The sequence below is a fragment of the Lactobacillus sp. ESL0261 genome, assembly GCF_003693025.1.
In the GTDB taxonomy this organism is placed as follows: domain Bacteria; phylum Bacillota; class Bacilli; order Lactobacillales; family Lactobacillaceae; genus Lactobacillus; species Lactobacillus kullabergensis.
Window position 1 is genome coordinate 1 of sequence record NZ_REHN01000006.1, and the last position, 26986, is coordinate 26986.

The window sequence follows — 26986 nt, forward strand, 5'->3', positions numbered from 1 at the left end:
AATTACTGCGGGATAGATGGGGCAGGTCAGGATTGGCATTAATGGCATCAAGAATAAAAGTTACGCTGACTTTAAGCTCGCGCCTTAGTTGGGTAACTGCCTGGGCTATTTCCGCGGCTTGCGGTTCTTGGTCCGCTGGTCGACTAAGGCGCTCAATTTTTTTACGAATTCGTTCTCGATTTTCAGCTTCAAGTTCTGCTGGCGTAAGCGTTCGTTCTCTTGCTTGAGCCGCTGATTTTCCTGTTTGATCAGCTGTTCTCTTTTGGTCATGGGGCGGTCGTCCTCTCTGCTTGTTAACGATATTATACCCATTTTTACGGTATTCGCGCAGCCAGTTGTACAACATGCCACTACTTTTTAAGCCCAAGTCAATAGATACTCGACGGGCAGGCTCATGTTCAACTATGATTCGCCTAAGGGCCTGCTCCTTAAAATTACTTGTATAAGCAGTGAAAGGCTGATCTAAAATAGCTAGACCGTGACGGCCAATTAAAGCTAACAAGTAATTAATATTAGTCTTGCCAACCCGATAACGCTGACTTAGCTCAGCAGGGCTGATTTGATAATCGTGCCAAAGATGATAGATTTCAACTTTATCTTGTTTAGATAATTTAGACATAAAAATAACCCCCAAATTTGTCCTAAATTTGGGGGTCACTTCATTTTCAGAGACTTTTTTTGTTTATATATGTTTAATACCGATAACATTACTAAAAATAAACAAGTTACAAGTTGTTAATTATATAGTCATGTATTAAAATTTAATATATTAATTAAACTATTTCATTTAATTAATGATAATCTCGAAAAGAATAATGAAAAAATAAGTCAATTTTAAGTTTGTTGTTAAACACCTTACTTTTATTCTGTATAAATCTTGGATCAACAACTAGAATTTCTCGTTAGAAAATAATAATACATCTGTTGTTGCAAAAAGTTCACGGTATACGATACGTGCCAAATAAAAAGTTAGCTGCACATGTGCCTACATATGAAATAGTAGCAAAGGGAGCGAGAGTAAGTCTGCTTTTTTACAATTTCAAATGATTGTAGTTTTGATGGAATATCAAGTAGTAAGTTTATTTTGGCTACTAACCTAAAAGGGAAAAAGCGCATGAGAGTATTGACATATGCACTACCGGTCTCAGATTACATAGGTAAAAAGTACTATACTGTAAAATATGAGAAGGTTTGCTAAAAAATCAGCTTTTATTAACTCAGAAGGGGGAAAAGAAAATTGAATAAACAGGTAAAAAATAGCAAAATAAAGATGCTTATTGCTATAACTATGTCTTTAGCACTTGGATTGTTGGCAGGAAAAGCCAGTGATAGTAGCTTGTTAAATACAAATATGGTTGTTCAGGCAGCTCATGTAAAAGGCAATTTAGGGATACTGACCACACCGAAAAAGATGCGTGGCACCTGGTATGGCAAAGCTTTTGATTTAAACTATAAATCTAAAGTACTTAATAAATTAAGGGTAAAAGCTCATAAAATCGATTCTAATGAATTACATAGACAAGACACTAATGCCAAGGGGATCAAAAATACTAGGCAAACTAGAAATTGGGTAAAGGCTTTTTACCCTGTAACTTTTAAAAAAGACAAAAATATAAAGTATATCTTAATGTTTCCTTGGTTTAGTCCTGCTGCATCAGGTTGGAGCTTGGGTATATATCATTACAAAGGACACCGCGTTTTAATTGAAAGAACCACTTCTTCTTATAGAATAACTAATGTTTATTGGCGATCAGCTAAGCTAGCTAGAATGTATGGTGGTAAAAAACCAAAGGAGTTAAAAACATACGCTCAATGATAAAAACATTTTAACGAATTTTGTTATAGTCGATGCAAATGTCTCTGATTTTTCAGAGGCTTTTTTGTTTAATATTTTTACTATCACTTGCTTTTATCATAGTGCGTGTCCATAATAGGATGAAATAATTCCAATATGGGAGGTAAAGACTATGAAATTACGTAAAACAATTACTTGGTCAGTTATTGTGGCTGCCTTAGCTGCAGCAAGTGGAATTAGTGTTAATCAAACAAATTTGGTTCAAGCGGCTACTTCAAAAAAAGCCCAAAATACTGTCAACAAAACCAAATATGGCTTTAAGAGAGACTTTAATTTTTCTAAATCTTGGCAGGGCAAATGGTATAGTAATACTCATGATAAGTTAAGTAAAATGACCATTAAAAAGAATGGTTTCATAACACCTTGGACCGGAGAGTATGTTGAACTGGTTTCAGCAGGTAAAGTAAAAGGCACCAATAAATACTTGTGGCAAATGCCTCAAAGTTGGTTTACCAAGCATGATAAAATTTTCAAACATTTGGGTCGAGTAACAACTAATAAGATTAGCAACAAAAAATGGATTGTCTTTAGCCCAATAGATGAAAATAATATCAAAATCGGATATGCTTTCAGTTTACAAAATAAAAAAATTGACGGTAAAACCCAGAAAGTAATGTTTGAAGCTAATCCTAAGACTGGCGAAATCTATGATCAATTTTACCGTTCACCAAAATTAGCACAGAAATATCAGAATTATCATTTTAAGAATGAGACATATGCTCCTGTTTTTAATCAATATCAGAAAAAGTAAATATATATTTTAGAATTAAAAACTGGTTTTAAATGGAACCAGTTTTTTTCATAAAAAATGTATTTCTTAAATTGAGCAGCCAGTTTATAATTATTACTATATAATAAAAAGTATTTTAGGAGAAAATAAATGTCTAAAAAAATCACTGCGTTAATTGCCATAGCATCTCTCACTCTATCACTTGGTGTACCAATTAAAGCAAACGAGCCGCTAACGGTGAAAGCTGCGCAAAATCAGAAGAGCCAGCTTAGACTGGGACAGCAATTTAAATTTCCCAAGACTTGGCGGGGTAAGTGGTTTAGCAACAATAATCTCACACCGAGCCCCATGTTTATTCACAAAACTGCGTTTAATACTCCTTGGGCAAATGATTATGTTAAAGTTGTGAAAACAAGTTTTGTTAAAGGAACAAGAAAATATCCTTGGCAAATGCCTAATGCCTGGAAACAAAGTAACAAAGATGAACTTGCTAAATACATGCGTGTTACAAGTAAGAAAATAAATGGTAACAAATGGATTATTCTAAGCCCAGTCCAAGAAAAATCCTTAAAAAATGGCTATGCTTTTATAGTTAAAAAAGAATCAATTGCAGGTAAAAATCATAAAGTACTATTTCAAGGTAATCCTGAAAATGGTCTAGTAATAAATCAATATTTTAAATCTAAAACTTTAACTAATAAATATAGTGCATATGAATTTAAAAATATGAAGTATAGTAAAATTAATCCTCGTTAAGATATTAAACTGTAGTCTCAGCTATTTGTGATTACAGTTTTTTTATGAAAAGTTAGGGGGAAATCGTGAAATTACTGCTAACAGGGGATAGCATTATTGCACGCAAAGAAGGCTTAAAAGTGCCTCATATTAACGTAGCAATAAAAGAAAAAATACCAGGAAGCAAATTAGTTAATACGGCAGTTTCTGGTATTAATTCTGGCGCATTTTACGCTTTATTGCCAGATTTAGTGTTAAAAGTTGAACGTTGTGACAAATTGATTTTACTCTTAGGAACAAATGACCTGGCTATGCATAAAAAAGTTCCCGTCACCCAATTTAAGAAAAATATGTCACTCATAATTTCGAGCGTAATTTGTTTATATTATCCGCAAAATGTAATTTTGATTTCACCGCCTGCAGTTGATGAAACCAGACAAAAAAATAGAATCAATCGTGAAATAGCTATTTATACTGCAGAATTAATAAAACTAGCCGAAACTTATAATTTGCATTTTATTAACCTATTTCAAGCTATGATTAAACGTGGTGACTTAAAAACTCTTTGTCAGGGACAATTGAATGATGGCTTGCATTTTGGAACAGAAGGATACAAGTTATTGTCAGATTTACTGGTAAAAGAATTACAAAGTTAAAAAATACTCTTTTATTTTGTTTGCTATAGAGTTAACTCTAAGGTTTACAATTTGTTTGTAATCTTATAAAGGAGCAATAATAATGAAAGAAATCAAACTAAATAATGGTATTACAATGCCTATATTGGGCTTTGGAGTTTTTCAAATAACTGATTTGGGTATTGCTGAACGTGTGGTTGAGGATGCAATTAGATCTGGTTATCGTTTAATTGACACAGCTGCTTCTTATGGCAATGAAGAAGCGGTAGGAAAAGCTGTTAAAAATAGTGGAGTTAATCGACAAGATTTGTTTATTACTACAAAATTGTGGGTATCTGATACTGGATATGAAGCGACCAAACGCGCAATTAAAACTTCATTAAAAAAATTACAGCTTAGTTATTTAGATCTTTATCTTATTCATCAACCATATGGAGATGTATATGGCTCTTGGCGAGCAATGGAAGAAGCTTATAAAGCGGGAACTATCAGAGCAATAGGTGTTTCTAATTTCACTTCTGACCGTGTACTTGATTTAAGTTTGTATAATGATGTTCTTCCTGCTGTTGATCAAATTGAAACTAACCTTTGGATGCAGGAGACAAATGAAGTTTCTTTCCTAAAAAATCATCATATTCAGCCAGAAGCTTGGGCTCCATTTGCAGAAGGTAAACACCAAGTTTTTACTAATCCTTTGTTGTCAAAAATAGCTGCTAAACATCATAAAACTAGCGGACAAGTTATTTTACGCTGGTTAATACAAAGAGGAATAGTAGTGATTCCAAAGTCAGTTCATCATGAACGAATTATTGAAAACAGTAAAATTTTTGATTTCGAGTTAAGTCATGAAGAAATGGATCAAATCAGAACATTAGATAGAAATGAAAGTCAGTTTTTTGACCATCGTGACCCAGTTGCAGTTCAAAATATTCATGATTTAATTAGAAATGTAGATTGAAGGAAAATAACGTTGACAATTAAAGAAATAAGTCAGGAATTTGATTTAACAAAAGATACAATAAGATATTGGGAAAAGGAAAAGTTAATTCCTCCTGTTAAACGAGACGAGAACGGCTATCGTGTCTATGATCAGTATGAAGAGAATTGGGTTTTCTATATTAAGGTTTTGCGTAAAGCGGGCATGTCAGTAAAGCAATTAAAGTATTTTGTAAACATATATCAAGTCGGTTCATCTTCTGATAAGCGAAAAAGTTTGTTAACTGATCAGCGAGACCAGCTGAAAAAACGAATGATAGATATTCAAAAAACAATTAATTATCTTAATTATAAAATCGATCATTTTGATGATCACTTGTTAACTTTTGAAAAAGAAAAATTGGTATATGAAAGGTCAACCGAAATTTAATTCCGTCCAAAGGTCCTCTTAAAATTAGGTTTTAGGAGGTCTTTTTATATTTTACTGATAGAAAAGGTTTGTAACGACAGCTTGTATGACCAAATTTCTTTTGTTAATATTATTAATAAATTATAAATTAATTAAATCAGCTGTAAAAAACTATTTATTATCTTAATGATAGTTTAGGAGGCCAAAATGTACCATTATTTCAAAAAACATGCATTCATAGTTATAATAGCTTGCTTATTACTACTGTTAAATTCAGTATTGCAAGTTTTGGCTGCTACCAAAATGGCTGTACTCGCAAATTATCTTATTGCGGGTAAAATTGCCTCCTTTATTAAAATGTTAGTCATTATATTTATGCTCTGGTTTTTGACATTTATCATTTCCTTTTTTGAAAATTATCTTCAAGAAAACGCCACGCAGGATATTCTAAGTGATATTCGCAGTGACATTGTTACTAGTTTAATTAAACTTCCTCAAAATAAATTTAAAGAAAATCCAGTTGATTATTATGAGTCTTACTTGCAAAATGATGTCAATTTAATTCAAAAAGAAGGCTTAAATACCTTTTTTCTAATTGTACGTTTTAGCGGTAATGCGATTTTTGCATTAGCAGCACTATATCTTTATAGTTATATTCTTTTTCTTGCTGCAATTATTTTAGTTTTGATAATTGTTTTAGTTCCGCGTTTTTGTAAAAAGTTTCTTACTACCGGAGTTGCTAAGATTTCTCAGGCAAATGAAAAATTTTTAAAATATACGAGCAGTGGTTTGCACGGTTATGATACTTTATATGCCTTTAATGTTCTCAGCGAAATAAAGAAATTAGTAGCTTCTGGTTCACAATCACTAAAAGAGGCGAATGTACATAACACAGTTAGACGCTCAGCTGTTGACATTATAACTGGTGTGATTAATATAGGCAGTCAACTGCTTATTTTAGGAATTACCGGAATTCTGCATTTTCAAGGAAAAATCAGTGCTGGGGCTATTTTGGCCACTGCCGAATTAGCTACTAAAGTGTTCGACTCGGCAGGTATTATTAACCGTTATTTTGCCCAACTTCTTTCTACATCAAGTATCTTTGCCAAGTTTAATAATTTGAAAGAAGAAAGTGAAAATAAGGTTGAAAAATTTGCTAAAACAACTTTTCCTCTGGATTTTAGAACTTTGGAATTTCGCAATGTTTCTTTTGCATATCCTCAAGCAAAAGAAGAAATACTGCATAATTTTTCTTTTGTTTTTAAAAAAGGAGATTTTTATAAGCTAAATGGTATTTCGGGACGAGGTAAGTCGACCTTATTAAAGTTAATTACTGGTCAATTAAAACCCAGTCGCGGGAAAATACTGCTTAATGGAGTTGATATTAATACCATACCGCGAAGCATAATTAATTCATTGATTGTTTATATGCCACAAGCAGTTACAATTTTTCCGCGCTCAATTGATTATAATATTTTGCTCGGTCGCAACTATAATAAAAAAATTCTCGACTTAGTAAAGAAAGATTTTAATATTAGCGATGAATGGCAATTCGATTCTCTTTCTGGTGGACAGGAGCAGCGTGTTGCATTGACCAGGCTGATTGATACTAAAGGTAAAATGATTTTACTTGATGAAAGTTTTTCCAGTATTGATTTGCAAACAGCACAAGAACTATTACAAAAAATACTCAAAAGAGTTGAAACAGTAATAGTAGTTTCCCATCGAAATGAAGAAATTGCTCAATTTAATTTTAAAATTTTGTCATTAGATTGAGCTAAAATTAAAATTAAAAAGTTACCAGCAAAATCAGTCTGACTTACTGGTAACTATTTAATTAAAGTTAACATTATATTTACTGCCAATAGGTGGAAAAGTCGGCAATCTTAGCGGAGTTGTATGCCACTGGGTGAAAAGCGTAGCACATAATAAAATAAATGGAACATCTTCAGGTCGTTCAATGTCGCAGATTAAGACTACGCCCTCACTTTGAACAACAGTACGCACTGTTGCGACTTTTTTGATACCAAAGAGGAACTTATAACTTCCCTTTTTTATGCTGCCGGTGACTATATAATTTAACCTGGTAATATAGAAAAGATTAGCTACTTTATTGTTTAGTCTTTTAACCTTTACTAACGAATGGTTAACAACATCAATTGTATATGAAGAAATAATTCCATTGCCGTCAGTATAAAGTCGACCAATTTCTTTACCGGTAAATTTTTTTAGATAAAGGGTATGGTTAGGATTATCTAAATTGCCTTGAATAATATACTGAATTTTATTGTTTTCATTTGCTACAGGTATTTGACCATATTCCTGTTTTTGAGTTAATTCCAATAAGTAGCGCATCTAAGCACCTCTATTCTTTAGCGTTATTTTTAATAAATTTTCTTAATATGTAAGCAACTCCATTATCATTGTTTGATTTAGTTTTGACCTGTGCCAACTTTTTGATTGTCGGTATTGCGTTTGCCATGGCTACGCCGGTTCCAGCGTCTTTAATCATACTGGCGTCATTTAAATTATCGCCGATAGCAGCCACCTCTTCACGTTTAAGACCTTTCATTTGGGCATAATCAAGAAGTGCAGGTCCTTTTTGAGCTTTAATATCATTAATTTCAATGTTAGCAGCGGAACTTGAAGTAACAACGACATTGCCTAAAGCATTGATTTCTTTTTTAGCTTTAGCAAAGGCAGATTGTCCGTGAGCATCAAATGCGATGATCTTCATTATCTCAATTTTATCATTAGCTAATAATTGATCAAGATTCTCAACTAAAGTCATACTTAACATCGCATCACTACCAGCAGCTGTAGCAACAGCCCTTTTAAAAGTAACACCTGGATTAAGTATCATTAATGCTCGAGCAAGATTAACTACACGTTTACTAATATCGCTTGAATATATTTTATCAGTAGTTACTAATTCAAAGTATATATTATTTTCTTTAAGAATCTTTGAAATTGAACTCGCTTTGTCATTAGGCAATTTGTGTTTAACTTTTAAATTATTGTCGGCATCGTAGACTAAGGCGCCATTAATATTGATAAAGCCTGTCTTAAGGCCATATTTTTCAATGGTTCTGCGAGATTGGCGTGGTGTTCGTCCTGTTGCCACTAAAAATTCAATACCGTTTCTTTGTGCTGCACGAATTGCAGCTACATTTTCATCTGAAATAGCCATATCACTATTAAAAAGAGTTCCGTCTAAATCACAAGCTACTAATTTAATCAATGGTAAAATTGCTCCTCTTCCAAGTTTGATAAACATTTTGGTACTTATCATATTAATATATATGAAGAAAACCTTACTTTTTATTTTGTTGAACTTAGCTAAAAAGTAAGAAGAAATTAAAAGTACCAATTTGATTCACTTTGATAATTAATTTCATGATAACATAAAAGTTAGTGAAAGAAAGGCTGTTGAAGTAATGAAAAAGTTTATAGGTAATGACTGGGATAATATTTTGGCTCCTGTTTTCGAAAGTGAAAAGTATCAGCAATTACATGAATTCTTAAAAAAAGAATATGCCACTAAAAAAATTTATCCAGACATGTATCATATTTTTACTGCTTTTAAATTAACTTCGTTTGCAAATACAAAAGTTGTAATATTGGGGCAAGATCCGTATCATAATCCGGGCCAGGCAACAGGGATGAGCTTTTCGGTTAATCCGGGGGTAAAATTGCCTCCTTCTCTTCAAAATATCTATAAGGAACTTTATGATGATGTTGGTTGCAGACCCGTTAATCATGGTTATTTAAAAAAATGGGCAGATCAAGGTGTTTTACTATTAAATGCTGTTTTAACAGTCCCTTATGGTCACGCTAACGGTCATCAGGGTAAAGGCTGGGAAGACGTTACTGATGCTGCTATTAAGGCTCTTAGTGATCGCGGTAAAGTGGTTTTTATACTATGGGGTCGCTATGCTCAAAATAAAATCGTTTTAATTGACCAGAATAAAAATTTTGTGATTAAATCAGCTCATCCAAGTCCATATTCTGCGGATAGAGGATTTTTTGGATCGAGACCTTTTTCACGTTGCAATGAAGCACTGAAAAACTTTAACGAAATTCCAATTGATTGGCAATTGCCCTCAAATATAACAAAAGAAGATTTAGCATAGGTAGGAAGTAAATGAGCGTTTTCGATTTATTAAAAAATAAAGTAAAAAAAGCAGAAAAAAATATTCAAATAGTCTTTCCTGAAGCAAGTGATTCCCGCATTTTAAAAGCTGCTAGTAAATTGTCACTTGAAAAGGTCGTCACACCGGTTTTATTGGGGAACCAGAAAAAAATTATCGACTTAATTCAAAAGGAAAATTTAGATTTTGAAGATTTGAAAATAGCAAATCCCGTTAACTATGAAAATAAAAAAGCTATGGTTCAGAGTTTTATTAAAGCACGAGGAAAAGATATTCCACAGAGTGAAGTGGAAGAATCACTGAAAGACCCAAATTATTTTGGTACTATGCTGGTAGAAATGAATGAAGCTGACGGTATGGTTTCAGGAGCTGCCCATTCAACAGCTGCAACTGTCAGACCTGCTTTACAGTTAATTCATACGTCAAAGGGAATGAAACGAGTTTCTGGCAGTTTTATTATGGAAAAAAAAGATAAAAAGTATGTCTTTGCTGACTGTGCAATTAATTTGGATCCGGATAGTGAAACTTTGGCTGAGATTGCTTACCAGTCAGTTAAAACTGCCCAAATGATTGATATTGATCCTAAAGTAGCATTTCTAAGTTTTTCAACTAAAGGCTCAGCTAAGGGTGAGATGGTTACTAAAGTAAAACAGGCTGCTGAAATTTTTAAAAATAATCATCCTGAAATTTTGGCAGATGGTGAATTGCAATTTGATGCAGCCTTTGTGCCTGATGTAGCTGCAAAAAAAGCTTCTGATTCTCCTTTAAAAGGCCAGGCCAATGTTTTTATATTTCCTGAACTGCAGTCTGGGAATATTTCCTATAAATTAGCTCAAAGACTAGGAAATTTCACCGCTATTGGTCCGATTTTGCAAGGACTTCGTAAGCCTGTTAATGACCTATCGCGCGGAGCAAGTACTCAGGATGTATATAATATTGCCATATTGACTGCTGCACAGGTATTACTAAGGAATGAAGAAAATGAAGCTTAATGTCAATTCAGCGCAACAAATGCAGGACCTAGGTCGGGTTATAGCTCAGACTGCCCAGGCACATGATCTATTGTTATTAAATGGTGATCTTGGAGCTGGAAAAACGACCCTAACTCAAGGAATTGGCAGAGCACTGGGAATTAAGCGACCAGTCAAAAGTCCTACATTTACAATTGTCCGCGAATATCCTGAGGCCAGGTTGCCTTTGTATCATATGGATTTTTATCGCTTGGAAGATGATGATTTATCTTCGATTGATTTGAATGCATATTTGGCTGAACCCGGCATGGTAGTGATTGAATGGCCAGAAGTTGTACAGGAACAATTACCAGAAACTTTTCTAGAAATCACTATTAAGCGTGTTGATGACAGTTGGGATTCGACTAAGCGAATAGTTGAATTTGATGCAAAAGGCGCGAGAAACAAAAAATGGTCTAAAAGTATTTTACAATCATTAAATTAAAAAACAGGGCTGTTATGATGTGATCCCAGTTTATCCTAATTATAGGGTTCATATCACTTCGTCCTGTTTTTTCTATTATATTTGGTAAACCAAGTTTTTTAATGCTTCGTCACCATATTGCTCATCCTGAGCTATTAGTATACCTGCACATGCCTCACTGTCACTTAATGCATTATGGTGGTGCCATAATTCAACGTTAAGTGCTTTTGAAACTGTATCAAGTCTGTGATTTGGCAACTTAGGTTCAAGCAACTTGCTGGTTTGCAACGTATCAATGACAAAATAGTGTGGTTCTTGTATGTCATAACGGGCTAAACTCTGTCGCATTACATTTGTGTCAAAGCGGGCATTGTGAGCAGTTACTAACATTCCAGGCTGATACAAATCTTTTATTTTAGGCCATACCTCTGCCATTGTAGGAGCATCTTTGACATCTTCAGCAGTTATATCGTGAATTTGAATATTACGTGCATCAAAAGGCATTTGGGGATTAATGACGGTATAAAATCGATCTACGATCTGGTTGTTGCGAACCATTACTAAAGCAAGTGAACAAGCACTCTCTGGATGCCGGTTGGCTGTTTCAAAATCCATCGCGACGAAATTCATATTATCTCCTTTAAATTTTAATTTTAGTATAACATATGATGAAGCAATTAACTGAATGCGGTAAAATAGAAAAAGATTAGACAAAGGGGATTTTTGATTTGAAATTATCAGATTTAACCAAAAATGGCATAGAAATAAAAAGGCAGGTTCCGCTTAGTAAATATACATTTACAAAAACTGGCGGACCAGCTGAACTTCTTGCATTTCCACAAAATGAAAGTGAGCTAAAAAACTTGGTAATTGCCGCACATGATAACAATATTCCCTTGACTATAATAGGAAATGCTTCCAATTTAATAATTCGTGATGGTGGCATCTCAGGTATAGTTCTAATTTTAACCAAAATGAATCAAATTAAAGTTGATAAAAATAAAGTAATTGCTCAAGCGGGAGCGACTATTGTTGATACGGCTTTTACTGCTGCTCATCATGGTCTCAGCGGTATGGAATTTGCAGCTGGAATACCTGGCAGTGTTGGGGGTGCTGTGTTCATGAATGCTGGTGCTTATGGAGGAGAAACTTGTAGCGTTATTAAAGGTGTCAGGGTATTGACCCGTTCTGGTAAGTTTAAAAGTTATTCTCAGTCGGAAATGAAGTTTTCCTACCGTCACTCGTTGGTTCAAGAGAATGGCGACATTGTATTAGAAGCAGTTTTTGCATTAAAAAGATCTGCAAAAAACCGCATTCTGGCGGATATGAATTATTTAAATGCTTTGCGTCAATATAAACAACCATTGGAATACCCTTCTTGTGGCAGTGTTTTTAAACGACCAACCGGTCATTATGTTGGTCCTATGATTATTCAAGCCGGTTTACAAGGAAAACAAATTGGTGGTGCTCAAGACTCTACAAAGCATGCGGGTTTTATAGTGAATAAGGGTAATGCCACTGCAACTGACTATCTTGACCTGATTCATTTGATTCAAGAAAAAATCAAAATAAAATTCGGTCTGGATTTACATACTGAAGTTAGAATCATTGGTAAACCTAATGATTAACTCGAAAAATTATTAAGTTTGTCTATGATAGAAGGGAGCATTTATGCAGAGTAGTGGAGCACACATTTTTACATGGGGAAACCTTTCAATAATTCTTGATGTTCTGATTATTTGGTTTGTCGTTTACCACCTGGTAATTTTGATCAGAGGAACCAAGGCTGTTCAGTTAGCCAAAGGAATTGTCTTGATTTTTATTGTTCGTATCCTTGCGGGCATTTTTCAGTTACACACAACGATCTGGCTTATTGATCAAATAGTCTCGTGGTCAGTTGTTGGGATAATTGTAATTTTTCAGCCGGAAATTAGACGAGGTCTCGAACATTTAGGTCGCCTACCCATTTTTGGTGGTCGAGAAGACAGTGCCCGTGCTGAATCAATTCAGTTTATTAATGAACTTGATAAAGCTATTCAATATATGTCGAAAAGAAGAATAGGTGCATTAATTACTATTCAACAAGAAACTGGTCTGGAAGACTATATTGAAACTGGGATCAAGCTTAACGCTGATGTTACTGGAGAACTATTAATTAATATTTTTATACCTAATACTCCATTACATGATGGTGCAGTCATTATTAATAAGGATCACAAAATTGCAGTGGCGGCAGCTTATTTACCCTTGTCTGATAATAGTATGATTCCTAAGAGACTTGGAACTCGTCACCGTGCAGCTGTTGGTATATCAGAGGTGACTGATGCAATTACCATTGTCGTTTCAGAAGAAACTGGTGGGGTAACGATCACACGTAATGGTCGCTTTTTAGTTGACATGACACGAGATGAATACTTAAAGTATCTTAATGCAGAACTGGTCCCCAAGAAAAGTGGTAACGACAAATGGTATCAAAAAATTATTCGTAAGATATGGAAATGGGGTGCCGATCGATGAAAGAGTTTTGGAAAAAATCATGGTTTATTCGGCTAGTTTCCCTTTTAATTGCTGTGTTACTGGTAATTTATGTTAATTCTACCCAAGAAGGATTTTTGTCTCAGGGACAGACGGATAAAACTAAGCAGACTGCAAATAAAACGCAAACTATTAAAGTTCCCTTACAAGTTTCGGTAGATACAGACAAATTTTATGTTGTGGGTTATCCTGAAAAAGTAAGCGTTACCCTTGAAGGATCCACTGCATTGGTTACCTCAACTATCAATACCCAAAATTTCAGAGCATATATCGATTTAACGAAAAAAAGCATTGGTCAACACAATGTTAAAGTACATGTAAATGGTATTAATAAGCAGATTTCCTATTCTGTTAATCCACGCAGCGTTGAAGTTAATATTCAACGGCGAAAGTCCACAACTATGCCCATACAAATAGAGTATAATAAGAGTGCAGTTGGTGAGGGATATCAGTTGGGACACTCCAGTGTATACCCACAACAAGTAGAGGTTACTGGAGCTCGTTCCGAGGTTGATCAAATTGATCAAATAATTGCCAAAGTTGTTCTACCTAATGGAATCGATCATACTTATGAACGTCAAGTCAGTTTAATAGCTGAAGATCGTAAGGGCAGACAACTTAATGTTGTAATTGATCCAGCTACAGCTAAAGTGACAATTCCAATTACTACATCTAAGAAAGCAGTTAAAATAAAGCTCAAACCTGAACATGAAAAAGTAGATAAGGTGTATTCGCTTACTGTAAAAAATAAGTATGTTACGTTATTTGGTAATGAAAAAGATTTAGCAAAAATTAAATATCTAGAGGTTCCTGTTGATTTAGGTTCGGTTACTTCTACTACAACTAAGACTATTACTCTAGATTTACCTGATGGTATTGTTAAGTCTAATCCCACGCAAATTGCTGTAGAAGTAAAAGTAGATAATGCAAACGATTCAAAAAATAAAAATAATTAAGATAGAGAGGTTGTTTACTAATGTTAAAATATTTTGGCACTGATGGAGTTCGTGGAGTGGCTAATCAAGACCTGTCACCAGAATTGGCGTTTAAATTAGGTCGTGACGGTGGATATGTCTTAACCAAAAATAAAGCCAAAGAAGAACAGGCTAAAGTTTTAGTCTCACGTGATACAAGAATCTCTGGCCAAATGTTGGAATATGCTTTGATATCAGGTCTTTTATCTGTTGGAATTGAAGTCTTGGAAGTCGGAGTAATAACTACCCCTGGTTTGTCATATTTAGTGCGTGCTCAAGGAGCTGATGCAGGAGTACAAATTTCTGCTTCCCACAATCCTGTCGAAGATAATGGTATTAAGTTTTTTGGTAGTGATGGCTTGAAGTTATCTGATGAAATGGAAGGAAAAATTGAACAACTAATTGATGCACCTGAGGACAAATTGCCTAGACCTTCTGCTAAAGGTTTGGGATCTGTCACTGATTTTCATGAAGGCAGTGCAAAATATTTACAATTTATCGAAAATACAATTCCGGAAGACCTTAGCGGCATCAAAGTCGTTATTGACGGTGCCAACGGTGCTGCCAGCAGTTTGATTTCCCGGTTATTTGCTGATTGTGGGGTTGATTTCACTACTATTGCTATTAATCCCAATGGCTTGAATATTAATGATCATGTTGGCGCTACGCATACTAAAAAACTACAGGAAGAAGTGGTTAAACAGGGGGCGCAACTTGGTCTCGCTTTTGATGGGGATGCAGACCGTTGTATCGCTGTCGATGAAAATGGTCATGAAGTTGATGGGGATCATATCATGTATATTCTCGGAAGCTACATGGAAGATGGAGGTCGACTAAAAAAGGACACCATTGTCACTACTGTAATGAGTAACCTTGGTTTTACCAAAGCATTACAAAGGCGCGGGATTAAAAATGTTCGTACTCAAGTTGGCGACAGGTATGTTTCAGAAGAAATGCGAGCAAACGGCTATAACTTAGGTGGGGAGCAGTCTGGTCATGTTATTATGAGTGATTATCATAATACTGGTGACGGGATGTTGACTGGCTTGCATCTAATGTTAGTAATGAAAAAAACAGGCAAAACTTTAACAGAATTGTTAACTGACTTTAAAGAATATCCTCAGTGCTTAGTAAATGTTCCGGTTAAAGATAAGAATTCTTGGAAAAATCATGAACCGATTATGAATGTAATAAAAGAAGTTGAAAGTGATATGGGAGATGAAGGAAGAGTATTAGTTCGTCCTTCAGGAACTCAGTCGCTTCTGCGGGTAATGGCTGAAGGTCCTACTCAAGAAGAAACAGATGCTTACGTTAAGAGAATAACTGATGTAGTTGAAGCGGAAATGGGCGTATAAATAAATTAGCCCCACTGTTTTTTTGAGCTAAAAAGCAGGTAAACAAGAATAAGACCCCCCAAATCTACGGCGAATTTGGGGGGTCTTATTCTATTTTTTTAATCTTTTTCTATATTGTCTGTCGTGACATCTGCTGCTGTATTAGTTGGTTTTAAATGCATGCCAAAGAGATATTTAGCAGTTGACGCTTTTACAAAATTATACTCCTCAGATCTTGCTGGTGAATTTAGGACTTTATAAAATAATTCAGCTTTTTTATCTGCTCGTATCCATATATATCTTAGACCTGTAACAGAAGTAATGTCACCTAACCTAAACTTTATTCTATCCGCAAATTCTCCTTTTGTATTATAAAGATCTGCGTCACTTACAAATTTTATATACATGATATTAGTATATGGCAGCAAACTTTGACGAGGCTGAGTTTTAATATCATCTCTTAAAACAAACAAGTTCATACTGTTTTTTATTCGATATACCTCTAAAACTCTATTATCAAGCATAACTATTTTGTTCGTTCCAGCTAGTTCTTCTCTGTCACTACGATGATCAACCACTAGTCTTGTACCTTTTTTGACATACTTATTGGTAAATTCACCTTTATTATTAACAAGATTTGCTTTCCCATTACCATTATCAGCAGATAATGGTATTGAAGCTATACGAACAGTATCGTAGTTAACACATAAAATATATCCATCAATGCTTCTAACATTTACAGCCTTGATAAAACGACCATGACCAATATTGTAGTATTGCTTTCCCTTAAATGTCTATGAAGGCTAAATTTTACGTAAAACAAAAAGTATCAAGAAGCCAGCTACCTTTAGAATATTACTAAATATTATTTTTGCTTTTTATTTGACGGCTTTTGCTTGTTCAAAGAAATAACTGTTTAACTCTTCTCAGTTTAAAATTTTTAACATTTATTTTTGCTCTTTTATTGCGTTAGCAACAGTAGTTTCACGTTAAAGTATAGACCAATTATTAAAATACAGCTTGACCAATTAATTTAAAAAAGCTAGTATTCCATACGTAAGTTGAATTATATAATTAGCCCAAAATGATATTATTGTACTAGACCAAAGGAGAAATATATGTGTGGAATTGTTGGAATTGTTGGAAAATCTGCTAGGGAAATTGTTATAAACGGATTGTCTAAGCTTGAATATCGTGGATATGATTCAGCTGGAATTTATCTTAATAATTTAGCTGGAAAAGAATTTTTAACTAAAACAGTCGGTCGTATTCAGGATTTAAAAAATAAAATGACACCTGATGAACAAGGATTAGTTGGAATTGGGCATACTCGTTGGGCTACTCATGGCAAACCAACTGAAAATAATGCTCATCCCCAATTTGATGAAACCGATCGCTTTTATTTGGTTCACAATGGAGTAATTGAAAACTACCAGGAATTAAAAAAGCAGTATCTTGAAGATGTTTCTTTTAAGTCTGACACCGATACTGAAGTGATAGTTCAATTAATTAGTAAGTTTGCTCGTGAAAAAAATGAAGATGCTTTTACGGCTTTAAAGCAAGCCTTGCAATTAATAAAAGGATCTTATGCCCTTTTATTGGTAGATAATCAAAATCCTGACCATATTTTTATTGCTAAAAATAAATCCCCTTTGATGCTTGGACTTGGTAATGACTTTAATGTTATTGCATCCGACGCACTATCTGTATTAGATCAAACTAAAACTTTTGTCGATTTACAAGATGGAGAAGTCGGAGATATTACTAAAGATGGTTATCAACTTGAAACAATTGAGGGACAAAAAGTTAATCATAAGCCATATGAATTAAAAATTGACGAAAATGCTGCTTCTAAAGGCACTTATGAGTTTTATATGCTTAAAGAAATCTGTGAACAACCTAGTGTTTTACGCCACCTGGATCAATATTATCTTGATCAAAATGGTGATCCTAAAGTAGATGCTAAAATTATCAATGCTTTATCAAAGGCAGACAGACTTTATATCTTTGCTGCCGGTACAAGTTACCATGCGGGTTTAGTTGGCAAACAACTTTTTGAAAAGTTGACTATGATTCCAACTGAAGTTGGATTTGCATCAGAAGCAGGATACCACTTTCCAATGATGTCAAAGCACCCATTCTTTATTTTCTTATCCCAATCCGGCGAAACTGCAGACTCACGAGTTGTGCTGCAACAAGCAATCAAAAGAAGCATACCTAGTTTAACTTTAACGAATGTTCCTAACTCTACTTTGGCGCGCGAAGCTAATTATGCCATGTCGCTTGAAGCAGGCCCCGAAATAGCTGTTGCCTCAACTAAGGCGTATACAGCTCAAGTTGCAGTTCAAGCTATTGTAGCTAAAGCTTTGGGCGAGAAATTAGGAAATAAAGACGCTACGGCGTTTGACTTAAAAGAAAATTTTGCTTTGGCTGCTGAAGGAATTGAACAAGTAATTTCCAGTCAGTCAAAAATTGAACAGCTTGCTCAGAAATATATTATACCAAGTCGCAATGCTTTTTATATCGGCAGGGGAATCGATTATCCAGTTGCTTTAGAGGCGGCCTTAAAGCTTAAAGAAGTTTCTTATATCCAAACTGAAGGTTTTGCGGCAGCTGAACTGAAACATGGGACAATTTCATTGATTGAAAAGGGTACACCTGTCATTGCATTGATTAATGATCCGATTACATCGGACCTTATGCGTGGCAATATTCAAGAGGTAATCGCGCGCGGAGCTAACGTTATCACAATAGTTCGTAAATCATTAGCTAAAGCAAATGATGATCTTGTTTTGCCAGAAGTAAATTATTATTTATCTCCTCTGGTTAGTGTGGTAGCAGCACAATTTTTTGCATATTTTGCAGCAAAAGATAAAGGCTTGGATGTGGACAAACCACGTAATTTAGCTAAAAGTGTAACCGTAGAATAATATTTTAAATCATTTTTTAACAATAATTTTTATTTAAAACAGAATAATTCTTGAAAAAGTCGTAAGTAATTACGACTTTTTGTATAATAAAGAAAATAGCGAAAATGTGCAGGAGGATATTATTTTGGCAATAAAGTTGATTGCGGTTGATCTAGATGGCACTTTGCTTACAACTACAAAGCAGATTTTACCGGAAACTGAACGGATTCTTAAGCAGGCAAATAGCCAGGGAATTAAAATTGTTTTGGCTTCAGGAAGACCTTTATCTGGTGTAAAGGAATTTAATAAGCAATTAGGTTTGGAGGGTAAAAAACAGTATGATATTGTTTTTAATGGTGCTGTAATTCAGGATCTGGCAGGAAACATATTAATGAATCAAGAAATGAATTATCGTGACTTTACTAATATGCGAAAACTGCAAAGATTGGCACATGTTAACCTTCACTTTGAAACCCCTGAGTGTTACTGGACTTGTGATCGTAATATAGGTGTTAATCTGGCGAGGAATGCGACCTTTACAAATAATGTGCTTAAAGTACGTAAAGCTGAAGAAATAACACAAGATTTTACTTTTAATAAAGTGGGTCTTAGCATACTTGATGATGAGAGAGAAGTTGATAAATTGTGGAATAATATTCCTCAGTGGGCTTTTGCAAAATATGATATTGTTCGCAGTTTTTCAAGCATCATTGAAATTAATATTAAAGACGCTTCCAAGGGGAATGCTGTTTTGCAATTGGCAGAAAGATTAAAAATTAAGCCAAGCCAAATTATGGTAATTGGCGATCAAGGCAATGATATTTCCATGTTTACAAATCCTGACTTTATGAAAATTGCCATGGGTAATGCAATTGAAGAAATAAAAGATTATGCAAATTATGTGACAGAAGACAATGATCATGATGGAATTGCGAAAGCAATAAAAAAGTTCGTTCTGTAGTAAAATAAAGTTGAGTTGATTATTATGGTAGAAAAAAATAGAGAACATAATATTTCCGAAGCTGAGTGGGAAGTTATGAGAATAGTGTGGACTTTAGGAGAAATTCACACTGGAGAAGTGATTCAGCAGCTTCAGGCAAAAAAGAATTGGTCTGAATCTACAATCAAAACTTTAATGGGACGTTTGGTCAAAAAGGGTTTGTTAAAAACCCGTAAAGACGGTCACCGTTTTGTTTATTCTGCTACTGTTACTCAAATCGAAATGATGATTGAGGTCACAAAAGAAATGATGAGTCATATGTGTGATATGCATAAAGGTCAGGTAATGATAGCCATTCTTAAAGATATGCCTCTTGCTCAGGGTGACATTGCTAAAATAGAAAAAGAACTTGCTTATAAAAAAGAGAGTGCTCCCGAAATGGTTAATTGCAACTGTTTAGCTTCGGGTCAACATGACTGTTAGATTAAATAGTTAATATTAATGTGGGAGGTTAATTTGATGAAAAAATTTGCTAGTATTTTATTCCGCCTGATTTTTACTGCGACAGTTTGTATTTCTGGCTTTCTGCTACTGGAATCTCCAATAACTGTTAATGTGCAAAATGTTCGTGGCATGGCACAAACTGTAATTAAAAAAAGCGTAAATAATACTGGTGATTCAAGACTAAAAGGTACTCTAAAATTGGCTAAGGATTTTGGTGTTGAAGACAAAATTTTAGAACAGTTACCCAAAAAATATCATAATGATATGTCTTATGTTAGTCTATATAATCTCAGTGTTACTTATCAGGAAAACGGAGAAGTATCTGCTAAGAATTTATCTTTCCCGGAAAATAATGAAGTACAAAAAGCTGTAAGCAATCTGCTGCTAAATAAAATTAACAATGGTTTAAATGAAAACAAGGATAAAGTTAACCAAACTATTAGTATTTTTCATTATTGCCTCTTTGCAACAATATTAGTTTTTATTCTAGCTGCTTTGTTGATGCTATTTGGTAAATATTGGGCTTCAATTATTTTATTGGTTGCAGCCATAGGATCATTTGGAGCACTACAGTTTTTAGCAAATCAATTAGTTCAATGGCTTGAAAGTAACACTGCTCCGGGCATAACGTTAACCACTTCACCAATTTTATGGGTTGGACTTGCTCTCGGTTTTATAGCTGCGCTAATTTGGCCAGTTATACTGAAATTGACTAAAAAAGAAGATTAATTAAAAATATACATAGAAGTTAAAGCATTAACCGCAAAAATTTTGGTTAATGCTTTTTTAATATTGCATTTAATTATTTTAAGTATAATTTTTCTTAAAAATATATGCTAGAATTGATACTGACAGTGTAAATGTAAGAATAAAGGAAAAACTAATGTATTACTTTTTAGATAGCAAGTTAGATGCAAATAGTTCAGGAATAGAACACGCAGAAGTTAAAAGACTAAAGTTGTTTAAACGTAACCATGTCAAAGCGAAAATAACAACGAATGAATTTAACCGTTTTGGTCATAGTAATTTGTCTCTTTATGGGTTGGATGATGATGACTATGTTAATATGTTTGATTTTTTTGCTGGAACCGTAAATTATGCCAGTCGCATTGTTACTCTGAAAGATTTACCCATTCCAGGCTTTAACCAGGTGAAAAAAATTACCAATGGCTATGAAGTATATGAAGACAATCGTAAAACTATGACCATTAATATGTTCCCTAATGGTAGCATCGATACCATTACATATTATAATGGCGATGTTAACCGTATCAAAGAGGAATTTTATGATACACGTGGTTTTAAGAGTCTGACCCAAATTTTTGATACTGCTGATGATCATTTAGTCTACGAATTATTTTTCCGTCCAGACAATACCATTTATTATGAAATTTCGTATGAGAAACGACCTAATTACTATCCAGCAACTAACATTCAGCTGACTGATACTCATGGAGTTGTTCATTCTTTAATGAATAGTGGTCAAGCATTCACCATTATGCTCGATGAATTGAATGAGCAGGATGGGGATGAAAGATCAACGTTTATTTCTGACCGCTCCAATATTACCAACGTACCAATGATTAATATGAAAACACCAGCTAGAAAAATCGAGCATTTTCACAACATTCATTTCAGAGATTACTGGGATCCTAGTTCACCGCTTACTTATAATTCAATTTCTAATAACGAATTACTGAGTAAAACGGATTTGGTAGTCACACCTAGTAAGCATCAGGCAGATGACATGCGTAAAAGATTAAGGACGCAAGTTCCGATAGTTTCAATACCAGTTGGAATAGTTCCTGATGAGCAGCTACAGGCAGAACATGTTCCAATGAGTGAACGTATTAAAGGAAAAATAATAATCATAGCCAGATTATTTCACGAAAAGCGTATAGATGATGCGATCAAAGCTTTTAATCAGGCTTACCAAAAAAATGATTCTTTAACTATGGATATTTATGGTTATGGCGATGGTAACGATAATTTTAAAGAAGAAAAAATGTTAAAGAAACTGGTGCAGGATCTTGGATTAGAAGATGTTATTCATTTTATGGGTTATACACAAGATATGGATTCGGTGTATGACAATGCGCAACTTTCAGTTCTTTCTTCACGATATGAAGGAGCGCCGCTTTCAATAGTTGAAGCCCAATCACACGGTGTACCCGTAATCGCTTATGATATTAACTATGGTCCTGCAGATCTGATTGCTGATGGGCAAAGCGGCTTTGTTGTTCCTAGTGGTCACATTGATGAACTGGCAGCCAAAATTACAGAATTTTTTGTCAGTCCTAAATTACGCAGAAAATTGAATGAGGGAGCGTATGAAAATGCCAAACGCTCATCCAGTGAGAATGTTTGGCGCTACTGGCAGAAATATGTGATTGATACAGATAAATAAGTATTTTAAAAAAATTACTCACCTTGAATTTCAAGGTGAGTTTTTCTTTATTTTAAATTTATTGCATTTCAAAAAAATGTGAGTTACTATGGTTAATTAGTTAGCTTGCTAACTAAATTTTAGGAGGAATATGAATGCAAAGAAAATTAGATGCAAAATTAATTTGTTCAATTTTCGCAGCCGGATTAATGTCTTTTTCAGGTGTGCTAATTGAAACAGCAGGAAACGTTACTTTTCCCGTTTTGATGAATGATTTTCATGTTAATATGGCTACCGTACAGTGGATGACAACTGGTTATCTGTTAGTTGCTTCTATTATTATGCCATTATCTGCATATTTAAAAAGAAATTTTAGTTCAAGAAAACTTTTTGTGACAGCTGCTACTTTATTTATTTGTGGTTTAGTAATTGATGCGGTAGCAAATCAATTTATTTTTCTGGTACTTGGTCGTGTCATCCAAGGAGCAGGTGCAGGAATAGCTATTCCATTAATGTTTAATATTATTTTGGAACGGACACCATTAGATAAAATTGGATTGCTTATGGGAATAGGAACAATGATTACAGCGGTCGCTCCAGCTTTAGGTCCAACTTTTGGTGGATTAGTCGTCAACACTTTAGGTTGGCGCTACATATTTATTTTTATCATTCCTGTGATGATTATTTCTCTGCTAATGGGTATAGCTTCAATTAATGATGAATCCAAAAAAATTTCACATACTCAACTCGATACAGCAGGATTTCTGAGTATTGCTTTAACATTTATCGGTTTTATTTTTGCTTTTAGCAATTTGTCTACCATATTACAAAAACCATTGATGTTCATTTTGCCTCTGGCAGTTGGTGTTATTTGTTTAATTATTTTTATCAAGCATTCATTAAATACAGCTACTCCGTTAATTAATATTAGAGTTTTTAAAAATACTAAATTTACTCAAGGCATAACAGCTTATTTTATTTTTCAAGTAAATACTTTAGGATTGTCGTTTATCTTGCCTAATTATGTTCAAATTGTTAATCATTCTACAGCAATGACTGCAGGTCTCCTGCTTTTAACCGGTGGACTTGTTGGAGCGGTGCTCTCACCAATTAGTGGCAGATTGCTCGACAATTACGGTCCTAGAAAACCAATTATGACTGGTGCTTTTTTTGAAATAATAGGCGGCATTCTTTATTGTTTATTTGCTTCCTCACTATCATCTGGCAAAATTATTTTGTTCTATGCTATTACTATGATGGGTATAGGCCTGGTAATGGGGGACACAATGACTGCTTCCATTGGTCAACTTGATGAAAAAGAAAATACAGATGGAAATGGGCTGTTTAATATGGCGCAGCAATTTGCTGGAGCTGTCGGCACGGCAATTATTTCAGCTATTATGCAATTTGTGGAACAGCTGAGTGGTCAAAGCACTACTACTGGAAAATATATTGAAGCTGCTCAGGTAGGTTTTACTTTTATTCTGATTATTGTTCTTGTTGGTGTATACTTACTTTATCAAGCTACAAAATCGGTAAAAACAAAGGAATAGAGTAAGATTAATGAACAGATTAGGATTAGCCTTACAGCGTATACAAAATACTTTTAATCGTAATGTTGATTACTACGCTAGAAAAATTGGCTTAACCGGAACACAGATGCTAATCATTGAATATTTGGCTTCATTTGCCCAAAACAAATCCATTTATCAAAAGGATATTGAGCATGAATTTAACATTAGGAAGTCTACTGCTACAAATGTATTACGCTTAATGGAAGAAAAAGGTTTGATTACCAAAAAAGTTGATCAACATGATACACGATTAAAGGCAATAATCCTAACTGAGAAAGCTATCAAGCTGGGACCAAAAATAACTTATTATTTTGTTAATTCTGAGAATAGTTATGCTGAAATTTTAGGAGCCGATACGAAGAATGAATTAGTAAAAAATTTACAGAAGCTGAATGAAGCCATATCTGATAAATAGATCAAAAAATAGTTATTGCTTTCATGCAATAACTATTTTTTAATTTACTTTATTTATCTCTCGTAATTAGGGGCCTTTTTAGTAATTTGTACATCGTGGGGATGAGATTCTCTTAAACCGGCATTAGTAATTTTTACAAATTGAGCATTTTCACGTAAATCAGCGATAGTGGCTGCACCTACATAGCCCATGCCTGAACGCAGACCACCAATAATTTGGAAAATAATATCAGAAACATCACCTTTATATTCCACGCGTGCTTCTACACCTTCAGGTACCAATTTATTAGCTTCATTAACACCACCTTGGAAATATCTGTCAGAGGATCCATGGGCTTGAGCCATTGCTCCGACAGATCCCATACCACGATAGGTTTTATATTTTTGACCATCGCTTTCAAACACTTCACCGGGTGCTTCTGTTGTACCTGACAACATACTTCCAAGCATGACGGCATTTCCACCAGCAGCGAGTGCCTTAACAACGTCACCTGAATACTTCATTCCACCATCTGCAATTATTGGCTTGTGGTATTCTCTGGCAGCAGTAGCAGCATCATAAATTGCTGTAATTTGCGGAACTCCAACACCAGCAATGACTCGTGTCGTACAAATAGAGCCGGGTCCAATACCTACTTTAACAATGTCAACTCCAGAATCGAAAAGAGCTCTAGCGGCATCTCCAGTTGCAATGTTTCCGGCGATTAACGTAACATGAGGAAAATGATCCCTAATTTCTTTGATTTTACGCAAAACACCAGCTGAATGACCGTGAGCAGTATCAATGACAATTGCATCAGCACCCTTTTCGATAAGTGCTTCAGCACGTTCAAATGTATCACTTGTGACTCCTATAGCAGCAGCAACAAGCAGGTGATTGTTGTCATCGACAGCTGCTTTGGTAATGTTAGATGGAACAACAACATTTTTGACGTTTGCAACTTCGCCAGCTTGGGCAGTGATGGACATATTTTTATGGATTACGCCTAAACCACCTTGCAAAGCAATTGCTATTGCCATTGCGCCTTCAGTTACGGTATCCATTCCAGCACTAATAATAGGAATATTGAGTTTCAGATTAGGCGCTAATTGAGTATGAAGATCCACTTCATTTGGCAATACATGGCTTTCCGCTGGAATCAATAACACATCGTCAAACGTTAAGCCCTCTTTAACAAATTTTGTTGTCCAATTTGACATTTAATGCACTCTCCTTTTCAAAAATATTAAAGTTAAATTGATTACACTTTACTAGTGATTTTAATCTTGGTCAAGATAAAATTATAGATCGTATTGTTAAAATTATAATATTACTACCGAAGTATTTCAATGTAAAAATCGAACAAAATCACAATATCAATAGATATTGTAAGTGATGAATAAAAATGTTATGATTTTTAATATTGATTTATAGCTATATAAAAACTTAAATGATCAAGAGGATAATTAGACTTATATTAAAATGTTCGTATTTATAATTATTTTGTTAAGGAGACAAAGATGATCCAAAAATTATCTCGTAAGTTTGTTGACGGATTGCCTAAGGCTGAACTGCATGTTCATATAGAGGGAACACTTGAAGCCGAAATGGAATTTGCCATTGCTAAGAGAAATCAGATTGATATTGGTGCTAAGACTCCAGCGGATATTGACAGGAATTATGGAGTAGGATTACCGGAATTTCTAAAGGCCTACTATAAAGGGATGCAGGTCTTGCGTACTAAACAAGATTTCTATGATTTGACTGCAGCTTTTTTGCGCAAAGAAGCTGACAGTAATGTTAAGCACCTTGAATTATTTTTTGATCCTCAAGCGCACACTAGTCGGGGGATACCTTTTGCTACAGTAATTGAAGGCATTCATGAAGCGATTGTTGATGTAGCATCATTAGACATTGATGTACAGTTAATAATGTGCTTTTTAAGAGAGTATTCACAAGAATCAGCAATGCAAACTTTAAAAGAAGCTGAACCATATCATAAAAAAGGTTGGATATTAGGTGTTGGTCTTGATTCAGATGAGCATCATAATCCACCGTTGAAGTTTATGCTGGTTTTTGCTAAAGCCAGGAACCAAGGTTATTATTTAACAATGCATTGTGATCTACACCAAGTTGATTCAGTTGATCATATTAAACAAGCTTTAGAAATTATCACGGTGGATCGTTTGGATCATGGCTTAAATATTGTTGAAAATGCGGATTTAATGACATTTTTAACAGACATAAAAATTGGTATTACAGCATGTCCCATGGCTTATTTTTATACCCGCGAAGTTATGGAACAAAAGGCCATTAATAAGCTTTTTAATAGCGGTGCACTGATTAGTTTTAATTCCGATGATCCAGCTTATAAGGGTAGTAATTATATTAATGATGTTTACTATAAATTTGCCCAAAAGAGTGATTGGAGTGAAAAAGAACTGATCCGAATAGCACAAAATTCATTTAAAACCTCTTGGATCAGTCAGCAGGAAAAAGAAAGCTATCTTGCACAAATAGATGAATACATCTCAAATAAAAGGTGATATTT

Annotated in this window: 27 protein-coding genes and 1 pseudogene; 22 read left to right on the top strand and 6 right to left on the bottom strand. The window is 34.5% G+C overall.

What is annotated here, in order from left to right:
• Positions 1-619, bottom strand: a pseudogene (locus tag F5ESL0261_RS03535) (helix-turn-helix domain-containing protein); the annotation flags it as partial.
• Positions 620-1237: 618 nt separating this feature from the next.
• On the opposite strand from F5ESL0261_RS03535, the gene F5ESL0261_RS03540 reads away from it, so the two are divergent.
• The 7 genes from F5ESL0261_RS03540 (at position 1238) to F5ESL0261_RS03570 (ending at position 7076) form a co-directional block, all read left to right on the top strand.
• The gene (locus tag F5ESL0261_RS03540) at positions 1238-1816 is read left to right on the top strand and encodes a hypothetical protein (RefSeq protein WP_122052184.1); all 579 of its coding nucleotides are present in this window, start codon (positions 1238-1240) and stop codon (positions 1814-1816) included.
• A gap of 151 nt (positions 1817-1967) precedes the next feature.
• Positions 1968-2606: a hypothetical protein gene (locus F5ESL0261_RS03545; protein WP_122052185.1), complete on the top strand. Its 639-nt coding sequence runs from the start codon at positions 1968-1970 to the stop codon at positions 2604-2606.
• A gap of 129 nt (positions 2607-2735) precedes the next feature.
• The gene (locus F5ESL0261_RS03550) at positions 2736-3341 is read left to right on the top strand and encodes a hypothetical protein (protein ID WP_122052186.1); all 606 of its coding nucleotides are present in this window, start codon (positions 2736-2738) and stop codon (positions 3339-3341) included.
• A gap of 65 nt (positions 3342-3406) precedes the next feature.
• Positions 3407-3976, top strand: coding sequence for a GDSL-type esterase/lipase family protein (locus F5ESL0261_RS03555; protein WP_122052187.1), 570 nt, complete (start codon positions 3407-3409; stop codon positions 3974-3976).
• Between the two features lie 82 nt (positions 3977-4058).
• Positions 4059-4913 (top strand): aldo/keto reductase, encoded by an 855-nt coding sequence (locus tag F5ESL0261_RS03560; RefSeq protein WP_122052188.1) that lies wholly within the window; start codon positions 4059-4061, stop codon positions 4911-4913.
• A 12-nt stretch (positions 4914-4925) separates the two neighbouring features.
• Positions 4926-5321, top strand: a complete 396-nt coding sequence (locus F5ESL0261_RS03565; protein ID WP_122052189.1) for a MerR family transcriptional regulator — start codon at positions 4926-4928, stop codon at positions 5319-5321.
• 186 nt (positions 5322-5507) lie between these two features.
• The gene (locus F5ESL0261_RS03570) at positions 5508-7076 is read left to right on the top strand and encodes an ABC transporter ATP-binding protein (RefSeq protein WP_122052190.1); all 1569 of its coding nucleotides are present in this window, start codon (positions 5508-5510) and stop codon (positions 7074-7076) included.
• Positions 7077-7133: 57 nt separating this feature from the next.
• On the opposite strand, the gene F5ESL0261_RS10090 is transcribed toward F5ESL0261_RS03570, so the two are convergent.
• Both F5ESL0261_RS10090 and F5ESL0261_RS03575 read right to left on the bottom strand, forming a co-directional pair.
• Positions 7134-7655: a hypothetical protein gene (locus F5ESL0261_RS10090; protein WP_147446227.1), complete on the bottom strand. Its 522-nt coding sequence runs from the start codon at positions 7653-7655 to the stop codon at positions 7134-7136.
• A 10-nt stretch (positions 7656-7665) separates the two neighbouring features.
• Complete coding sequence (locus tag F5ESL0261_RS03575) at positions 7666-8541, bottom strand: Cof-type HAD-IIB family hydrolase (protein ID WP_045928916.1); 876 nt, start codon at positions 8539-8541, stop codon at positions 7666-7668.
• A gap of 196 nt (positions 8542-8737) precedes the next feature.
• Here F5ESL0261_RS03575 and F5ESL0261_RS03580 point away from each other — a divergent pair, with 196 nt between their 5' ends.
• Genes F5ESL0261_RS03580 through tsaE form a run of 3 tightly spaced genes read left to right on the top strand, consistent with a single transcriptional unit; the run spans position 8738 to position 10906 of the window.
• A complete protein-coding gene (locus F5ESL0261_RS03580) occupies positions 8738-9433 on the top strand; it encodes a uracil-DNA glycosylase (protein WP_045927832.1) in 696 nt (231 codons plus the stop codon).
• An 11-nt stretch (positions 9434-9444) separates the two neighbouring features.
• The gene (pta, locus tag F5ESL0261_RS03585) at positions 9445-10443 is read left to right on the top strand and encodes a phosphate acetyltransferase (protein WP_122052191.1); all 999 of its coding nucleotides are present in this window, start codon (positions 9445-9447) and stop codon (positions 10441-10443) included.
• Positions 10433-10906 (top strand): tRNA (adenosine(37)-N6)-threonylcarbamoyltransferase complex ATPase subunit type 1 TsaE, encoded by a 474-nt coding sequence (tsaE, locus tag F5ESL0261_RS03590; RefSeq protein WP_045927834.1) that lies wholly within the window; start codon positions 10433-10435, stop codon positions 10904-10906. Before pta ends, tsaE begins: the two co-directional genes overlap by 11 nt.
• Before the next feature lie 75 nt (positions 10907-10981).
• On the opposite strand, the gene F5ESL0261_RS03595 is transcribed toward tsaE, so the two are convergent.
• Positions 10982-11515, bottom strand: a complete 534-nt coding sequence (locus tag F5ESL0261_RS03595) for a 3'-5' exonuclease (protein WP_122052192.1) — start codon at positions 11513-11515, stop codon at positions 10982-10984.
• A 98-nt stretch (positions 11516-11613) separates the two neighbouring features.
• Here F5ESL0261_RS03595 and murB point away from each other — a divergent pair, with 98 nt between their 5' ends.
• From murB to glmM, 4 genes are read left to right on the top strand one after another with little or no spacing between them, the layout of a single operon-like run.
• Positions 11614-12513 (top strand): UDP-N-acetylmuramate dehydrogenase, encoded by a 900-nt coding sequence (gene murB / locus F5ESL0261_RS03600; RefSeq protein ID WP_122052193.1) that lies wholly within the window; start codon positions 11614-11616, stop codon positions 12511-12513.
• A 43-nt stretch (positions 12514-12556) separates the two neighbouring features.
• Positions 12557-13402: a diadenylate cyclase CdaA gene (gene cdaA / locus F5ESL0261_RS03605; RefSeq protein WP_122052194.1), complete on the top strand. Its 846-nt coding sequence runs from the start codon at positions 12557-12559 to the stop codon at positions 13400-13402.
• Positions 13399-14376, top strand: a complete 978-nt coding sequence (locus tag F5ESL0261_RS03610; protein ID WP_122052195.1) for a YbbR-like domain-containing protein — start codon at positions 13399-13401, stop codon at positions 14374-14376. The genes cdaA and F5ESL0261_RS03610 overlap by 4 nt, the downstream gene beginning before the upstream one ends.
• A 20-nt stretch (positions 14377-14396) precedes the next feature.
• Positions 14397-15749 (top strand): phosphoglucosamine mutase, encoded by a 1353-nt coding sequence (glmM, locus tag F5ESL0261_RS03615; RefSeq protein ID WP_122052196.1) that lies wholly within the window; start codon positions 14397-14399, stop codon positions 15747-15749.
• A gap of 98 nt (positions 15750-15847) precedes the next feature.
• Here glmM and F5ESL0261_RS03620 read toward each other — a convergent pair whose 3' ends face one another.
• The gene (locus tag F5ESL0261_RS03620) at positions 15848-16306 is read right to left on the bottom strand and encodes a hypothetical protein (RefSeq protein WP_122052197.1); all 459 of its coding nucleotides are present in this window, start codon (positions 16304-16306) and stop codon (positions 15848-15850) included.
• Positions 16307-16846: 540 nt separating this feature from the next.
• On the opposite strand from F5ESL0261_RS03620, the gene glmS reads away from it, so the two are divergent.
• From glmS to F5ESL0261_RS03655, 7 genes are all read left to right on the top strand, one after another.
• Positions 16847-18658, top strand: a complete 1812-nt coding sequence (gene glmS / locus F5ESL0261_RS03625; RefSeq protein ID WP_122052198.1) for a glutamine--fructose-6-phosphate transaminase (isomerizing) — start codon at positions 16847-16849, stop codon at positions 18656-18658.
• A 124-nt stretch (positions 18659-18782) separates the two neighbouring features.
• Positions 18783-19598: a Cof-type HAD-IIB family hydrolase gene (locus F5ESL0261_RS03630; RefSeq protein WP_122052199.1), complete on the top strand. Its 816-nt coding sequence runs from the start codon at positions 18783-18785 to the stop codon at positions 19596-19598.
• 24 nt (positions 19599-19622) lie between these two features.
• Complete coding sequence (locus F5ESL0261_RS03635; protein WP_045927842.1) at positions 19623-20060, top strand: CopY/TcrY family copper transport repressor; 438 nt, start codon at positions 19623-19625, stop codon at positions 20058-20060.
• Between the two features lie 36 nt (positions 20061-20096).
• The gene (locus F5ESL0261_RS03640) at positions 20097-20810 is read left to right on the top strand and encodes a hypothetical protein (protein ID WP_045927843.1); all 714 of its coding nucleotides are present in this window, start codon (positions 20097-20099) and stop codon (positions 20808-20810) included.
• Positions 20811-20964: 154 nt separating this feature from the next.
• A complete protein-coding gene (locus tag F5ESL0261_RS03645) occupies positions 20965-22488 on the top strand; it encodes a glycosyltransferase (protein ID WP_122052200.1) in 1524 nt (507 codons plus the stop codon).
• A 134-nt stretch (positions 22489-22622) separates the two neighbouring features.
• Complete coding sequence (locus F5ESL0261_RS03650) at positions 22623-24020, top strand: DHA2 family efflux MFS transporter permease subunit (RefSeq protein WP_122052201.1); 1398 nt, start codon at positions 22623-22625, stop codon at positions 24018-24020.
• 10 nt (positions 24021-24030) lie between these two features.
• Positions 24031-24456 carry a MarR family winged helix-turn-helix transcriptional regulator gene (locus F5ESL0261_RS03655; protein ID WP_045927845.1) on the top strand — a complete coding sequence of 142 codons (426 nt, stop codon included), beginning with the start codon at positions 24031-24033 and terminating at the stop codon, positions 24454-24456.
• A gap of 53 nt (positions 24457-24509) precedes the next feature.
• Here the strand turns inward: F5ESL0261_RS03655 and F5ESL0261_RS03660 are convergent, their stop codons facing one another.
• The gene (locus F5ESL0261_RS03660; protein WP_122052202.1) at positions 24510-25655 is read right to left on the bottom strand and encodes an IMP dehydrogenase; all 1146 of its coding nucleotides are present in this window, start codon (positions 25653-25655) and stop codon (positions 24510-24512) included.
• 300 nt (positions 25656-25955) lie between these two features.
• Between F5ESL0261_RS03660 and add the strand changes: the two genes are divergently transcribed.
• Entirely contained in the window at positions 25956-26981 is a 1026-nt protein-coding gene (gene add / locus F5ESL0261_RS03665; RefSeq protein WP_122052203.1) for an adenosine deaminase, read from the top strand.
• The last annotated feature ends 5 nt before the right edge of the window (positions 26982-26986 follow it).

What these genes read in the sequence shown, in the direction of transcription:
- glmS (WP_122052198.1), top strand. Translation starts at nt 16,847, where the DNA reads ATGTGTGGAATTGTTGGAATTGTTGGAAAATCTGCTAGGGAAATTGTT.
- pta (WP_122052191.1), top strand. Translation starts at nt 9,445, where the DNA reads ATGAGCGTTTTCGATTTATTAAAAAATAAAGTAAAAAAAGCAGAAAAA.
- tsaE (WP_045927834.1), top strand. Translation starts at nt 10,433, where the DNA reads ATGAAGCTTAATGTCAATTCAGCGCAACAAATGCAGGACCTAGGTCGG.
- F5ESL0261_RS03650 (WP_122052201.1), top strand. Translation starts at nt 22,623, where the DNA reads ATGCAAAGAAAATTAGATGCAAAATTAATTTGTTCAATTTTCGCAGCC.
- F5ESL0261_RS03645 (WP_122052200.1), top strand. Translation starts at nt 20,965, where the DNA reads ATGTATTACTTTTTAGATAGCAAGTTAGATGCAAATAGTTCAGGAATA.
- F5ESL0261_RS03560 (WP_122052188.1), top strand. Translation starts at nt 4,059, where the DNA reads ATGAAAGAAATCAAACTAAATAATGGTATTACAATGCCTATATTGGGC.
- glmM (WP_122052196.1), top strand. Translation starts at nt 14,397, where the DNA reads ATGTTAAAATATTTTGGCACTGATGGAGTTCGTGGAGTGGCTAATCAA.
- F5ESL0261_RS03610 (WP_122052195.1), top strand. Translation starts at nt 13,399, where the DNA reads ATGAAAGAGTTTTGGAAAAAATCATGGTTTATTCGGCTAGTTTCCCTT.
- cdaA (WP_122052194.1), top strand. Translation starts at nt 12,557, where the DNA reads ATGCAGAGTAGTGGAGCACACATTTTTACATGGGGAAACCTTTCAATA.
- add (WP_122052203.1), top strand. Translation starts at nt 25,956, where the DNA reads ATGATCCAAAAATTATCTCGTAAGTTTGTTGACGGATTGCCTAAGGCT.
- F5ESL0261_RS03635 (WP_045927842.1), top strand. Translation starts at nt 19,623, where the DNA reads ATGGTAGAAAAAAATAGAGAACATAATATTTCCGAAGCTGAGTGGGAA.
- F5ESL0261_RS10090 (WP_147446227.1), bottom strand. Translation starts at nt 7,655, where the DNA reads ATGCGCTACTTATTGGAATTAACTCAAAAACAGGAATATGGTCAAATA.
- F5ESL0261_RS03570 (WP_122052190.1), top strand. Translation starts at nt 5,508, where the DNA reads ATGTACCATTATTTCAAAAAACATGCATTCATAGTTATAATAGCTTGC.
- F5ESL0261_RS03580 (WP_045927832.1), top strand. Translation starts at nt 8,738, where the DNA reads ATGAAAAAGTTTATAGGTAATGACTGGGATAATATTTTGGCTCCTGTT.
- F5ESL0261_RS03640 (WP_045927843.1), top strand. Translation starts at nt 20,097, where the DNA reads ATGAAAAAATTTGCTAGTATTTTATTCCGCCTGATTTTTACTGCGACA.
- F5ESL0261_RS03660 (WP_122052202.1), bottom strand. Translation starts at nt 25,655, where the DNA reads ATGTCAAATTGGACAACAAAATTTGTTAAAGAGGGCTTAACGTTTGAC.
- F5ESL0261_RS03545 (WP_122052185.1), top strand. Translation starts at nt 1,968, where the DNA reads ATGAAATTACGTAAAACAATTACTTGGTCAGTTATTGTGGCTGCCTTA.
- F5ESL0261_RS03550 (WP_122052186.1), top strand. Translation starts at nt 2,736, where the DNA reads ATGTCTAAAAAAATCACTGCGTTAATTGCCATAGCATCTCTCACTCTA.
- F5ESL0261_RS03595 (WP_122052192.1), bottom strand. Translation starts at nt 11,515, where the DNA reads ATGAATTTCGTCGCGATGGATTTTGAAACAGCCAACCGGCATCCAGAG.
- F5ESL0261_RS03655 (WP_045927845.1), top strand. Translation starts at nt 24,031, where the DNA reads ATGAACAGATTAGGATTAGCCTTACAGCGTATACAAAATACTTTTAAT.